Raw genomic sequence first — 12,376 nt, forward strand, 5'->3', positions numbered from 1 at the left:
TGCTTTCGAAGACCAGACGGCCTCCAAATATCAGGCCGCCACGAGGACCGTACGCCGCCAACGAAAGCTAATGCGACCTACAAAGCCGAAAAGACCGCTCCCCAGACCAGCAGCCTCAAACCTAATGCCACTCCAAACTCTGCAGACCAAAAAGCCCGCAGACCAATCAAGAAACGGTCAAGTCTTCACCGACCGATGCCGGCTAATACTCATCATGATCCCGAACGCGATCCCCATCGTAAACAGCGCCGTCCCCCCGTAGCTCATGAAGGGCAAAGGTACGCCGACGACCGGCAGGATCCCCGTCACCATGCCTACGTTCACGAACACGTAGATGAACAGCATCATCGTCAGCGCCCCGGCCAGCAAGCGGCCGAATTGGGAGGCTGCGCGAGACGCGATTGTCAGGCCGCGGGCCATCATCAGGCCGTAGAGCACCAGGATCGCAATGCCGCCGTACAGGCCGAATTCCTCCGCGTACACGGCGAAGATGAAGTCGGTGGTGCGTTCGGGGATGAAGTCCAGGTGAGTCTGCGTTCCCTTCATGTAGCCCTTGCCGTACACGCCGCCCGAGCCCACCGCGATCATCGACTGGATCGTGTGGAAGCCCTTGCCCAGAGGGTCCGAGCTGGGATTGAGCAGCGTGCAGACGCGGTGCTTCTGGTAGTCGTGCAGCACCACCCAATTCACGTCCGGTTCGCATAGCTGGTCTTCGTAGTAGACCAGTGTGCCGATGCCGATGACGCCCGCCAGCATGACGGGCACCAGAAGCTTGAATGACAGGCCGGCGAAATAAATGACGAAGAAGCCCGCGCCGAACACCAGCAGCGCCGTACCCAGGTCTGGCTGGAGGACGATCAGGGCGAAGGGCGCGGCCAGCATCGCTGCCGCGGCCAGGAAGTCGCGGATGCGGACGGCGCCTTCGTGGCGCTGGAAATACCAGGCCAGCATCATGGGCACCGCGATCTTCATCATTTCGGACGGCTGGATGCGCGTGACGCCAAGATTCAGCCACCGCGTGGCGCCCTTGCTGGTTTCGCCGAAGAACTCCACACCCAGCAGCAGCACCACGCCCACCACATAGAAAGGCAGGGCCAGCTTCATCAGCAGCTTCGGCGGAATCAGCGCCATCGTCCACATCGCGAAGAACGCGATGATGAAGTTGCGCGACTGTTCCGCGAAGCGCCAATCGGTGCCGCCGACCGCCGAGTGCATCACCGTCAGGCCCAGCGCGGCGAACATCATCAGGATGGCGAGCAGCGGCCAGTCGAATGCCGTGAACACGCGCAGCAGGATCAGGCCAAGTCGCTTCATTGTTGGCGGACCACGTCGGTAGTGATGTCTTCAACGGTGGCCATGGCGTCCGCGCGGTCGGGCCGCACGATCTTGTCCTGGCGATCCTTGGCCAGCCAGTAGTCGAACACTTTGCGCGCGACCGGAGCCGCCACGCTGGCGCCCCAGCCGGCGTTTTCAACGATCAGCGCCACCGCGATGCGCGGATGTTCAAGTGGGGCGAAGCCCATGAAGAGCGCGTGGTCGCGCAGGCGTTCGTCGATGGCGCTGGCGCGGTAATGGCCGCCGCGCAGGCTGAACACCTGCGCCGTGCCCGTTTTGCCGGCGGCCTGGTACGGCGTGTTGGCGAACGCGCGCCGCGCCGTGCCGGCTTTGACCACATCGGCCATTGCGTTCTTGATCACGTCCACGTTGGCCTGCTTCAGGGGAATGCGGTAATCGGGCGGCGCCTCGGTGGGCTTGGCCACGCCCGAGCGCGAATCGCGGATCGCATGCACCAGGTGCGGACGGCGGTACAGGCCGTTGTTGGCCAGGGTGGAGGTGCCCTGCGCCAACTGCAGCAGCGTGAAAGCGTTGTAGCCCTGCCCGACCGCCACGGAAATCGTCTCGCCCGCGTACCAGCGCTGGCGCTCCTTGTCCTTGTAGGCCGATCGCTTCCAGTCGGTGGACGGCAGCACGCCGCGCTTCTCGCCCTCCAGGTCGATCCCGGTAATCTGGCCGAAACCGAACTGCTTGGTGAAGTCGTGCAGCGCATTCACGCCGATCTCGGGACCGAGCGAGTAGAAATAGGTGTCCGACGAGACGACGATGGCCTTGTGCATGTCCGTCATGCCGTAGGCGGCGCCACCGGCGTTGCGGAACTTCTGGCCGCCGAATTCGAAATAGCCGGGGTCCGAGATGCGGTCGGTCGCGCGGCGCTTGCCCAATTCCAGCGCCGCCAGGCCCACGAAGGGCTTGTACGTCGAGCCGATGGGGTACGTGCCGTACAGGGGACGGTTGATCAGCGGATGGTCTGGCGATTCGTTCAGCATCCGCCAGTTGTCGACGTCGATGCCGTCCACGAACAGATTGGGGTCGAAAGACGGCTGCGACACGAAGGCCAGCACCTCGCCCGTGTCCGGGTCGATGGCGACCAGAGCGCCGCGCTGGCCCTCGAAGGCTTCCTCGGCCACTTTCTGCAGGCCCATGTCGATGGACAGCATGATGTCGGAGCCGGGCACCGGGTCGATCCGGCGCAACGTGCGCATGGGCCGGCCGCCGGCCGTGACTTCGACCTCTTCCAGGCCGGTGCGGCCGTGCAGCTGCTCTTCCCAGGTTTTTTCGATGCCCTTCTTGCCGATGACGTCGGTGCCGCGGTAGTTGCCCAACTGGCCGGCGCGGTCCAGTTCTTCGATGTCGTTGTCGGCGATGCGGCCGATGTAGCCGACCACGTGCGCGGCCGACACGCCTTGCGGGTATTCGCGCACCCAGCGCGCGCGCAGTTCGACGCCGGGGAATTGGAACGCATGCGCGGCAAACCATGCAGCCTCGGTTTCGTTCAGGTTGTTGCGCAACTGCAGGCTGGCGTAGCGGCTGGATTCCGCGGCGCGGCGCTTGAAGCGGCGCTGATCCGCCGGGCTGATGTACACGACCTCGGTCAGGCGTTCGAACAGTTCGTTCATGTTGCCCGCCTGGGCCGGCACGACCTCAAGCGTGTAGGTGCGGTAGTTGCGGGCCAGAACTTCGCCGTTGCGGTCCAGGATCTCGCCGCGGCGAGGCGGAATCGGCACGACGGCGATGCGGTTGCGGTCGGCGCGCTCGGACAGGCCTTCGTAGCGGTCGACCTGCAAATACCAGAACCGGCCCACCAGGACGCCGAAGCAGACCAGCGCGAAGGCGCCGCCCACCCACGCGCGCAAGCGGAAGCGCTGCTTCTGCTGCTGGCCGGTTTTCTTGAATTCGAACATGACGCAACGCCGCCGTCAGGCGGAGGAAGATTCGGCGTCGTCGACGCCGCGTTGCGGAAGATGCAGGACCCAGCCCGCAAGCGGCCAAAGGGCGGTCATCAGCAACACGCTGATGCCCCAGTCCCAACCCGGCCACTTACCGGCCAACCACGCATGGATGATCTGGGTGACGAAGCGCGCGATGAAGAACACAGGCAGCATGTGTATCGCCTGGCTCCAGAGGTCGAACCGCTGCAGGCGGCGGTGCAGGACCACGGCGCCATAGGCGACGAGCGTGTAGGACAAGGCGTGCTCGCCCAAGAGGCCCGCATCGTGCACGTCCATCACCAGGCCGAAGAAAAACGCCGTGAACAGGCCGACGCGGCGCGGCTCGTGGACGCACCAGAAGGCGATGATCAGCAGCAGAATGTCGGGTGCGCCCTGCCACAGGCGCCACGGCAGCAGCGACACCAGCCACGCGAGCAGCACGGTGCCCCAGACGAACACGCCGTGGGCGGGGCCCGACAGCCTGTCGGGCTGCACGTTGCTGGGCGTGCCCAGGCGGCGCGGCGACTGGCCGGCTGCTTGTTGATTAGTCCGATCCACCGGAATCGACCTCCTGACGGTTGGACTCGGCGCGATCCACATCCACCTGCAGGACCAGGAAGTGGCGATAGCGTTCGGGATGGGCCAGGGGTTCGCACACGGCGCGCGCGAAACCCGATGCGGTGTCGCGTTCCACCGAGGTCACCTTGGCCACGGGCAGGCCAGCGGGAAAGAGGCCGCCGACGCCGCTAGTGACAATAGTATCGCCTTCCTTGATGTCGGCATTGGCGGCCAGGTAGCGGACCTCCATCTTGCCGGGCGAATTGCCGCCAAAGGCGATCAGGCGAAGTCCGTTGCGCAGCAACTGCACAGGAATGGAGACTTGTTCGTCGGTGACCAGCGCCGCCTCGGCGGTCATGGGCGTCACGCGGACGATCTGGCCGACCACGCCGCCTTCGTCAATCACGGGCATTCCGGGCGCGAGTCCGGCCTTGCTGCCCTTGTTGAATACCAGGCGCTGCGTGAAGGCGTTGGTGGGCTCGTACATGACCTCGACCACCACGGCGGACTGCGCCACGGTGTCGGTCACGCCCAATAGGCGACGGAGCTGGGAGTTTTCGGCGGCCAGTTGGGCCGCATGGGAAGCCACCTGGGCGAGTTCGATGCGCTGGCGTTGCAGGGCTTCGTTCTCGCTACGGATGAGATTGGCGGCGTTGACCCATTCATTGACTTGCTGAACGAGGTCTCGCGGCGCCATGACGGCGCGCTGGAAAGGATACAGCGCCACGGAAATCGCGCGGCGCGCGGGTTCCAGCATGCGCCATTGCGAATCCATGACGATCAGGGCCAGCGCAAGCACGACCAGGACGACCAGCCGCACCTCCGCGGGTGGGCCGCGCCTGAATAGGGGAGGAGTCCCTTGTCGTTGCATGAATTTCAGCCCGGGCGCCCGCGTCCGAGGCCCCCGCAGCGGCCGGAGCCATGAAAAAGCGGGGCTCCGGGCTGGCGGGCAGGATTAGTCGTTGATGAAGATGGCGCCCAGTTTCTCAAGGTGTTCCAGCGCCTCGCCGCAACCGCGCACGACGCAGGTCAGGGGATCGTCGGCCACCACGACCGGCAGGCCGGTTTCTTCCTGGAGCAGGCGGTCCAGGTCGCGCAGCAACGCGCCGCCGCCGGTCAGGGCAATGCCCTTGTCGGTGATGTCGGCGCCCAGTTCAGGCGGAGTTTGCTCGAGCGCGATCTTGACGGCGGAAACGATCTGGTTGAGCGGATCGGTCAGCGATTCGAGGATCTCGTTGGAGGACACCGTGAAGCTGCGCGGCACGCCTTCGGCCAGGTTGCGGCCCTTGACTTCGATTTCGCGGACTTCGGAACCCGGGAATGCCGAGCCGATTTCCTTCTTGATCAGTTCGGCAGTGGGTTCGCCGATCAGCATGCCGTAGTTGCGGCGGATGTAGTTGACGATGGCTTCGTCGAACTTGTCGCCACCGACGCGCACGGAACCCTTGTAGACCATGCCGCCGAGCGAAATGACCGCCACTTCGGTGGTGCCGCCGCCGATGTCCACAACCATGGAGCCGCTGGCGTCGGAGACGGCCAGGCCGGCGCCGATGGCGGCGGCCATGGGTTCTTCGATCAGGAAAACGTGGGAAGCGCCGGCGCCAAGCGCGGATTCGCGGATGGCGCGCCGTTCAACCTGGGTGGAGCCGCAGGGCACGCAAACGATGATGCGCGGGCTGGGCGCCAGCATGTTGCGGGGGTGCACCATGCGGATGAACTGCTTGAGCATCTGCTCGGTGACGGTGAAGTCGGCGATGACGCCGTCCTTCATGGGGCGGATGGCTTCAATATTGCCGGGGACGCGGCCGAGCATCTGCTTGGCTTCGTGCCCCACGGCCTGAATGATCTTCTTGCCGTGGGGGCCGCCTTCATGACGGATTGCGACCACGGAGGGTTCATCGAGAACGATGCCCTTGCCGCGGACGTAGATCAGCGTATTGGCGGTACCGAGGTCGATCGCCATATCGCTGGAAAAATAACTGCGCAGGAATCCGAACATGGGAGCTCAGCTAAATTCTGGGGGGAATTGGGGTCATGCCGCGGGGCGTCTGGCCCGTGAAACCACGGGTCGGCCTGTCATCACGGCGATTAAACCGTGAATCATAACTTATAATTTCCCCGGAAATAGCGCATAAATGCAGGCTATTCAAGCTTTGTAACGGGTTCGGCGTATGCATACTGCCCTGTCCCGCCCTTCGGCCTTCGCTTATCGATTTTGCAATCCCCCATGGCGCTCAATGACACAGATGTGGCCCGCATTGCCCGGCTGGCCAGAATCGAACTGACCTCCGACCAGCGCACCGTCGCGCAGGCCGAGCTCAACGGCATCCTCCACCTCATCGAACGGCTCCAGTCGGTCGACACCCAGGGCGTCGAACCCCTGGCCCACCCCCTGTCCGCGCACGAGGACATCGTGCTGCGCCTGCGCGAAGACGCCGTGACCGAAGCCGGTTCGGAAGCCCGCCGCCAGGAGTTGCTGGCCAATGCGCCCGACGCCCAGGAAGGCCTGTTCCTGGTTCCCAAGGTCCTGGAATAAGTCATGACGAAACCTGCACTGCATACCCAATTCGAGGGGATCGCCGCCCTGCGCGCGGCCCTCGCCCAGCGCGAAGTCAGCGCCGTGGACCTGGCGCAAAGCGCTTTGGCCGCCGTCGAAGCCGCCAGCGGCCTGAACGCCTTCTTACATATTGACGCCGAATTGTCCCTGGCGCAGGCGCGCGCCGCCGACGCCGCGCTGGCTGACGGCACGGCGGGCCCGCTGGCCGGCATCCCGATCGCCCACAAGGACGCCTTCGTCACGCGCGGTTGGCGCACCACCGCGGGCAGCAAGATGCTCGAGGGCTACGTCAGCCCGTTCGACGCCACCGTCGTGGAACGCCTGCAAGCCGCTGGCGCGGTCTCGCTGGGCAAGTTGAACTGCGACGAATTCGCCATGGGTTCCGGCAACGAGAACTCCGCCTACGGCGCCGTGAAGAACCCCTGGGACCACGCGGCCGTGCCCGGCGGCTCGTCGGGCGGTTCCGCCGCCGCCGTGGCCGCCCGCCTGGTCGCCGCCGCCACCGGCACCGACACCGGCGGTTCGGTGCGCCAACCCGCCGCCCTCTGCGGCGTCAGCGGCATCAAGCCTACCTACGGCACCGTATCGCGCTTCGGCATGGTGGCCTTCGGCTCCAGCCTGGACCAGGCCGGTCCGCTGGCGCCCAGCAGCCGCGATCTGCTCGAACTGCTGGACGTCATCAGCGGCTTTGACCCGCGCGACGCCACCAGCCTGGAAAAATGCGATGGCGCGGTCAACGGGCCCGGCCGCGTGCGCCGTGACTTCGATGCCGTCCAAAGCCGTTTCGACGCCGCCGGCAGCCAGCCTCTGAAGGGCCTGCGCATCGGCGTGCCGGAAGAGTACTTCGGCGCCGGCCTGGCGCCTGACGTGGCCGCCGCGGTGCAAGCCGCGCTGGCGCAATTCGAGGCGTTGGGCGCCGTGCGCGTGCCGGTGTCCCTGCCCCGTACCGAACTGGCCATCCCCGCCTACTACGTCATCGCCCCCGCCGAAGCGTCCAGCAACCTGGCCCGCTACGACGGCGTGCGCTACGGCCACCGCGCCAAGCAGTACGGCGACCTGAACGAAATGATCAGCCGCTCGCGCGCCGAGGGCTTCGGCGACGAGGTCAAACGCCGCATCCTGATCGGCACCTACGTGCTGTCCCACGGCTACTACGACGCCTACTACCTGCAGGCCCAGCGCCTGCGCCGCCTGATCGCGCAGGACTTCCAGCGCGCCTACGCCGACCAGTGCGACGTCATCATGGGCCCGGTCACGCCCACGGTCGCCAAGAATATCGGCGACAACCGCGACGATCCCACGGCCGACTGGCTGGCCGACGTCTATACGCTGGGCGTCAGCCTGGCCGGCCTGCCCGCCATGTCGATCCCGTGCGGCTTCGGCGGCCAGGATGGACAGCCCCCACGCTCGCAAGGCTCGCTGCCCCCCGAGGGGGCTGCCAGCGCCTTGGGGCGGCCCGGCGGCGCTGGCGGTCATCGCCCCATCGGCCTGCAGATCATCGGCAACTACTTCGACGAAGGCCGCCTGCTGGCCATCGCCGACCGCTACCAACAAGTGACGGACTGGCATCAGCGTGCCCCTGTCCAGCAAGGCTGAGAACATGAACTGGGAAATCGTCATCGGCCTGGAAACGCATACGCAGCTTTCCACCGACTCCAAGATTTTTTCGGGCAGCAGCACGCAATTCGGCGCGGCTCCCAACACGCAGGCCAACGAGGTCGACCTGGCCCTGCCCGGCAGCCTGCCGGTCATGAACCGCGGCGCGGCCGAACGCGCCATCCGCTTCGGCCTGGCCGTGGGCGCCAAGATCGCGCCGCGCTCGGTGTTTGCGCGCAAGAACTACTTCTACCCTGACCTGCCCAAGGGCTACCAGATCAGCCAGTACGAGCTGCCGGTCGTGGTGGGTGGTTCGCTGAGCTTCTTCGTCGGCGAAGAAGAAAAGACCATCAACCTGACGCGCGCCCACCTGGAAGAAGACGCGGGCAAGTCCCTGCACGACGACTTCAGCCTGGCCAACGGCAGTCCTGCCAGCGGCATCGACCTGAACCGCGCCGGCACCCCGCTGTTGGAAATCGTGACCGAGCCCGAGATGCGCTCCGCCGCCGAGGCCGTGGCCTACGCCCGCGCGCTGCACAGCCTGGTCGTCTGGCTGGGCATCTGCGACGGCAACATGCAGGAAGGCTCGTTCCGCTGCGACGCCAACGTGTCGGTCCGCCCGGTGGGCCAGAAGGAATTCGGCACGCGCACCGAGATCAAGAACGTCAACTCGTTCCGCTTCCTGGAACGCGCCATCACCTATGAAGCGCGTCGCCAGATCGAGCTGATCGAGGACGGCGGCACCGTCGTCCAGGAAACCCGCCTGTACGACGCCGACCGCGACGAAACGCGCAGCATGCGCAGCAAGGAAGACGCGCACGACTACCGCTACTTCCCCGATCCCGACCTGCCCACGCTGGTGATTTCCAGCGACTGGGTGGAAAAGGTTCGCGCCGCCATGCCCGAGCTGCCGGCCGCCCAGCGCGCCCGCTTCGAATCCGAGTTTGGCCTGCCTGCCTACGACGCCGCCCAACTGACCGTCAGCCGCGACCTGGCCGCCTACTTCGAGGCCGTGGCGCACGCGCTGCCGGCCGGTCAGGCCAAACTGGCCGCCAACTGGATCATGGGCGAAGTGGCCGCCACCCTGAACAAGGAAGAAAAGGCCATCGCCGAATCCCCGGTGCAGGCGCCGGCCCTGGCTGCGCTGATCAACCGCATCATCGACGGCACGATCTCGAACAAGATCGCCCGTGAAGTATTCGGCGCGATGTGGGCCGGCGAGAACGGCGGTGACGCCGACGCGATCATCGAAGCGCGCGGCCTGAAGCAGATCAGCGACACGGGCGCCATCGGCGCCATGATCGACGAAGTGCTGGCCGCCAACCCGGCCATCGTCGAGGAATACCGCGCCGGCAAGCAGAAGGCGTTCAACTCGCTGGTCGGCCAGATCATGAAGGCCGCACGTGGCAAGGCCAACCCGCAGCAGGTCAACGACCTCCTCAAACAAAAGCTGGACAGCTGATCCGGGCCGGTCCGTCTTCATGGTGGACCGGCGAAATATCAGACTGAATTCAAGGCCGCGGCATCTTGCCGCGGCCTTTTGTTTGGCCAAGAATGGTCTGGTCGATTTTGCCGGAGACTTGGCCATGACAACCCCCTATTTATCCATTCCGCAAGAGCAGGTCGCGGAACGGCTGGAAGAACTCATCGATGCCGCCCACGTCGGTACTCGCGTCGTCATCACGCGGGATGGCATGGCCTACGCCCAGCTCCGGCGCGTCAATCCCCTGCTAACCGAAGAGGCGCACCGCGCACTCGAAGAGCTCAAGCAATTCAAAGGCGTTCCGTACGTTGATGAAGCCACCTGGTGGCATGCCGTCAAAGGGACACACGAATGAAGCTCGTACTCGATGCGTCGGTCGCCTTGAGCTGGCTGCAACTACCCAGCCAGACCTGCAGCGCTCAAGCGCTTGCGATACTGGAAGACCTGGCTGACGAGCCCGCGCTCGTTCCTCCGATCTGGGCGCTGGAAGTGGCCCAGGGAGCGTTGCGCATCGAACGGCAGCAGCAGGCCACGCCCGACATGCTGGCTGCGTTCTCGGCTCGATTGAATATGGCGCCCGTGATCAGCGAATCACGGCCCACCGCGACCTGGCTTCCACGCAGCATATCTCTGGCGCGAAGGCACGCGCTCACGGTGTACGACGCGTCATACCTGGAACTGGCCTTGTGGCACGACGCCGCTCTGGCCACTTTCGACAAACGACTGGCGCAGGCCGCACATGCCTGCGACGTCGTCGTGGTTGGGGCGGACAAACCGGTCAACCGGCTTGAATCCCCTGTCGCACGATACAGAGCCCGGCCAACAAGCGCTGGCCGCCCCGGACTTACTTCACCCCGTACTTCGTCCGGTAAGCCTGCACCGCGTCGCGGTGCTCGGCAAACGCCGCGTCGTTTTGCAGCAGCGCCATGATGTCCGCCAGCGACGCAATCGACACTACCGGAATGCCGTAGGTCTTGGCCACGTCTTGCACGGCGGAATGGGGGGACAGCGCGTCGTCGGGACCTGCGCGTTCCATGCGGTCCATGGCGATCAGCACAGCGGCGGGCTCCGCGCCGGCGTTGCGGATGATTTCCACCGATTCGCGCACCGAGGTGCCCGCCGTGATCACGTCGTCGATGATGACGACCTTGCCCTTGAGGGGCGCGCCAACCAGGGTGCCGCCTTCGCCGTGATCCTTGGCTTCCTTGCGGTTGTACGCAAAAGGCACGTCTCCGCGGCCCTGCATGTCCGGGTGCCCGGCCAGCGCCACGGCGGTGGCGGTCGACAGCGGGATGCCCTTGTAGGCCGGCCCGAACAGCATGTCGAACGCTACGCCGGAATCCAGCAACGCCTGCGCGTAGAACTGGGCCAGCTTGCCAACCGAGCGGCCGCTGTTGAACAGTCCGGCATTGAAAAAATAGGGGCTGATCCGTCCCGATTTGACCTTGAAGCTGCCGAAGCGCAGCACGCCTTCGTTCAAGGCGAAGCGGACGAAATCCAGGGCGGTGGCGGAAGGCTGGGCGGCGGGCATGCAGATAGATCCGGTAGGTGGCAGAGCACGCATTTTATCCGCTGTCGGGAGGATTTTTCGGGCGCCGGGCTTTCCAAGTGTCGCCACCGGGCATCCCGGCGCGACGGGGTTCCGAGTTCCGTCCGGCTTCGGCACGTGCCCCTATCCATCCCAGGCTCATCCCAGGCCACCGCACCCGAGTCGGTTAAATTCCTGGCATTGTCCGCCGCCCGCGGCCGCATTACAGGAGTTTCGCTTTGCTGCGCATTACGTCGATCAACCTCAATGGCATTCGGTCCGCCTTCAAAAAGGGCCTGCAACCTTGGATGGAGAAGCACGCCGCCGACGTGCTGTGCCTTCAGGAGATCAAGGTCTCGCACGAAGACCTGACCGACGAGCTGCGCCATCCCCCCGGCTATACCGGACACTTCCACCACGCCGTCAAGAAGGGCTATAGCGGCGTGGGCATCTACCTGCGCGATGCCGCCGAGCGCGTGAACTCAGGCTTGGGCTGCGAGGAATTCGACCCGGAAGGCCGCATCATCCGCGCCGACTGGAAAGACCTGTCCGTGATCAGCGCCTACCTGCCCTCGGGCTCCAGTGGCGACGAGCGGCAGCAGGCCAAGTACCGGTTCCTGGACCGGTTCGGCCCGTGGATCGACGCCCTGATGCATGAGCACAAGACGACCGGCCGCGAATTCGTCATCTGCGGCGACTGGAATATCGCGCACAAGGAAATCGACCTGAAGAACTGGAAGGGCAACATGAAGAACTCGGGCTTCCTGCCCGAGGAGCGCGCCTGGCTGACGGACGTATTCGACAAGCGCGGCTTCGTGGATGTGTTCCGCACCATCGACGAGCGCCCCGATCAATACACCTGGTGGAGCAACCGCGGCCAGGCCTGGGCGAAGAACGTCGGGTGGCGCATCGACTACCAGATCGCCACTCCGGGCATTGCGGCCAAGGCCCGCAATGTCGCCATCTACAAGGACGAGCGATTCTCCGACCACGCGCCGCTGACGATCGACTACGACACGACCCTGAGGGCGTGACTTTTCTCAAGTAATAATAAGGGACATATTAAAGAACAATTCCCGGCATCAACGCCCCTCCCGGCCTGCCGGGGTCTCTTATTGGCGAGACGAAGTGCGCGCTTCGTCCATGAGCGCATAGCCAATTAAATTGGGGACACAATGATTTCCCCAGGGAATTCAAGCATCGGCCCATTTTCCGTCGGCTTTTGACCCCACCAACGCGTCATCTTCCAATCAATACGTCCCCATATATCGGCCGGAAAAATCCGTTTTATATCAAGGCGCTGCGGTCATTTGCGGCTTTGCGCAGGGCAACATTTTGCCCCTACAATTCCGCACCAACCAGGTGCAGCCATGCACCAGAACAAATTA

The 12,376-nt window shown here is 64.9% G+C and carries 12 protein-coding genes; 6 read left to right on the plus strand and 6 right to left on the minus strand.

Annotated features, from left to right (window positions below):
- Positions 1-177: 177 nt before the first annotated feature.
- From rodA to RT614_RS18545, 5 genes are all read right to left on the minus strand, one after another.
- Positions 178-1,314 carry a rod shape-determining protein RodA gene (rodA, locus tag RT614_RS18525; protein WP_313623596.1) on the minus strand — a complete coding sequence of 379 codons (1,137 nt, stop codon included), beginning with the start codon at positions 1,312-1,314 and terminating at the stop codon, positions 178-180.
- A complete protein-coding gene (gene mrdA / locus RT614_RS18530) occupies positions 1,311-3,239 on the minus strand; it encodes a penicillin-binding protein 2 (protein WP_313623597.1) in 1,929 nt (642 codons plus the stop codon). The genes rodA and mrdA overlap by 4 nt, the downstream gene beginning before the upstream one ends.
- A gap of 15 nt (positions 3,240-3,254) precedes the next feature.
- Positions 3,255-3,761 (minus strand): rod shape-determining protein MreD, encoded by a 507-nt coding sequence (gene mreD / locus RT614_RS18535; protein WP_409558494.1) that lies wholly within the window; start codon positions 3,759-3,761, stop codon positions 3,255-3,257.
- Between the two features lie 49 nt (positions 3,762-3,810).
- Positions 3,811-4,695 (minus strand): rod shape-determining protein MreC, encoded by an 885-nt coding sequence (gene mreC, locus RT614_RS18540; protein ID WP_313623599.1) that lies wholly within the window; start codon positions 4,693-4,695, stop codon positions 3,811-3,813.
- 84 nt (positions 4,696-4,779) lie between these two features.
- Positions 4,780-5,823 (minus strand): rod shape-determining protein, encoded by a 1,044-nt coding sequence (locus RT614_RS18545; protein ID WP_006216320.1) that lies wholly within the window; start codon positions 5,821-5,823, stop codon positions 4,780-4,782.
- 228 nt (positions 5,824-6,051) lie between these two features.
- On the opposite strand from RT614_RS18545, the gene gatC reads away from it, so the two are divergent.
- From gatC to RT614_RS18570, 5 genes are all read left to right on the plus strand, one after another.
- On the plus strand, positions 6,052-6,360 hold the full coding sequence (gatC, locus tag RT614_RS18550; protein ID WP_313623600.1) for an Asp-tRNA(Asn)/Glu-tRNA(Gln) amidotransferase subunit GatC: 309 nt from the start codon (positions 6,052-6,054) through the stop codon (positions 6,358-6,360).
- A 3-nt stretch (positions 6,361-6,363) separates the two neighbouring features.
- Entirely contained in the window at positions 6,364-7,977 is a 1,614-nt protein-coding gene (gene gatA / locus RT614_RS18555) for an Asp-tRNA(Asn)/Glu-tRNA(Gln) amidotransferase subunit GatA (RefSeq protein WP_313623601.1), read from the plus strand.
- A gap of 4 nt (positions 7,978-7,981) precedes the next feature.
- Entirely contained in the window at positions 7,982-9,439 is a 1,458-nt protein-coding gene (gatB, locus tag RT614_RS18560) for an Asp-tRNA(Asn)/Glu-tRNA(Gln) amidotransferase subunit GatB (RefSeq protein WP_313623602.1), read from the plus strand.
- 124 nt (positions 9,440-9,563) lie between these two features.
- Complete coding sequence (locus RT614_RS18565; RefSeq protein WP_313623603.1) at positions 9,564-9,815, plus strand: SGNH/GDSL hydrolase family protein; 252 nt, start codon at positions 9,564-9,566, stop codon at positions 9,813-9,815.
- The gene (locus RT614_RS18570; protein ID WP_313623604.1) at positions 9,812-10,390 is read left to right on the plus strand and encodes a type II toxin-antitoxin system VapC family toxin; all 579 of its coding nucleotides are present in this window, start codon (positions 9,812-9,814) and stop codon (positions 10,388-10,390) included. The genes RT614_RS18565 and RT614_RS18570 overlap by 4 nt, the downstream gene beginning before the upstream one ends.
- Here the strand turns inward: RT614_RS18570 and pyrE are convergent.
- Positions 10,305-10,991 (minus strand): orotate phosphoribosyltransferase, encoded by a 687-nt coding sequence (gene pyrE, locus RT614_RS18575; RefSeq protein WP_313623605.1) that lies wholly within the window; start codon positions 10,989-10,991, stop codon positions 10,305-10,307. The two genes, RT614_RS18570 and pyrE, sit on opposite strands and share 86 nt — an antisense overlap.
- Positions 10,992-11,227: 236 nt before the next feature.
- On the opposite strand from pyrE, the gene RT614_RS18580 reads away from it, so the two are divergent.
- A complete protein-coding gene (locus tag RT614_RS18580; protein WP_313623606.1) occupies positions 11,228-12,022 on the plus strand; it encodes an exodeoxyribonuclease III in 795 nt (264 codons plus the stop codon).
- The last annotated feature ends 354 nt before the right edge of the window (positions 12,023-12,376 follow it).

Source organism: Achromobacter sp. (genome assembly GCF_032102605.1).
In the GTDB taxonomy this organism is placed as follows: Bacteria; Pseudomonadota; Gammaproteobacteria; order Burkholderiales; family Burkholderiaceae_B; genus Achromobacter.

Excerpts from the sequence above, each read along its gene's own strand:
- rodA (WP_313623596.1), bottom strand. The coding sequence starts at position 1,314 with ATGAAGCGACTTGGCCTGATCCTGCTGCGCGTGTTCACGGCATTCGAC.
- mrdA (WP_313623597.1), bottom strand. The coding sequence starts at position 3,239 with ATGTTCGAATTCAAGAAAACCGGCCAGCAGCAGAAGCAGCGCTTCCGC.
- mreC (WP_313623599.1), bottom strand. The coding sequence starts at position 4,695 with ATGCAACGACAAGGGACTCCTCCCCTATTCAGGCGCGGCCCACCCGCG.
- RT614_RS18545 (WP_006216320.1), bottom strand. The coding sequence starts at position 5,823 with ATGTTCGGATTCCTGCGCAGTTATTTTTCCAGCGATATGGCGATCGAC.
- gatC (WP_313623600.1), top strand. The coding sequence starts at position 6,052 with ATGGCGCTCAATGACACAGATGTGGCCCGCATTGCCCGGCTGGCCAGA.
- gatA (WP_313623601.1), top strand. The coding sequence starts at position 6,364 with ATGACGAAACCTGCACTGCATACCCAATTCGAGGGGATCGCCGCCCTG.
- gatB (WP_313623602.1), top strand. The coding sequence starts at position 7,982 with ATGAACTGGGAAATCGTCATCGGCCTGGAAACGCATACGCAGCTTTCC.
- RT614_RS18565 (WP_313623603.1), top strand. The coding sequence starts at position 9,564 with ATGACAACCCCCTATTTATCCATTCCGCAAGAGCAGGTCGCGGAACGG.
- RT614_RS18570 (WP_313623604.1), top strand. The coding sequence starts at position 9,812 with ATGAAGCTCGTACTCGATGCGTCGGTCGCCTTGAGCTGGCTGCAACTA.
- pyrE (WP_313623605.1), bottom strand. The coding sequence starts at position 10,991 with ATGCCCGCCGCCCAGCCTTCCGCCACCGCCCTGGATTTCGTCCGCTTC.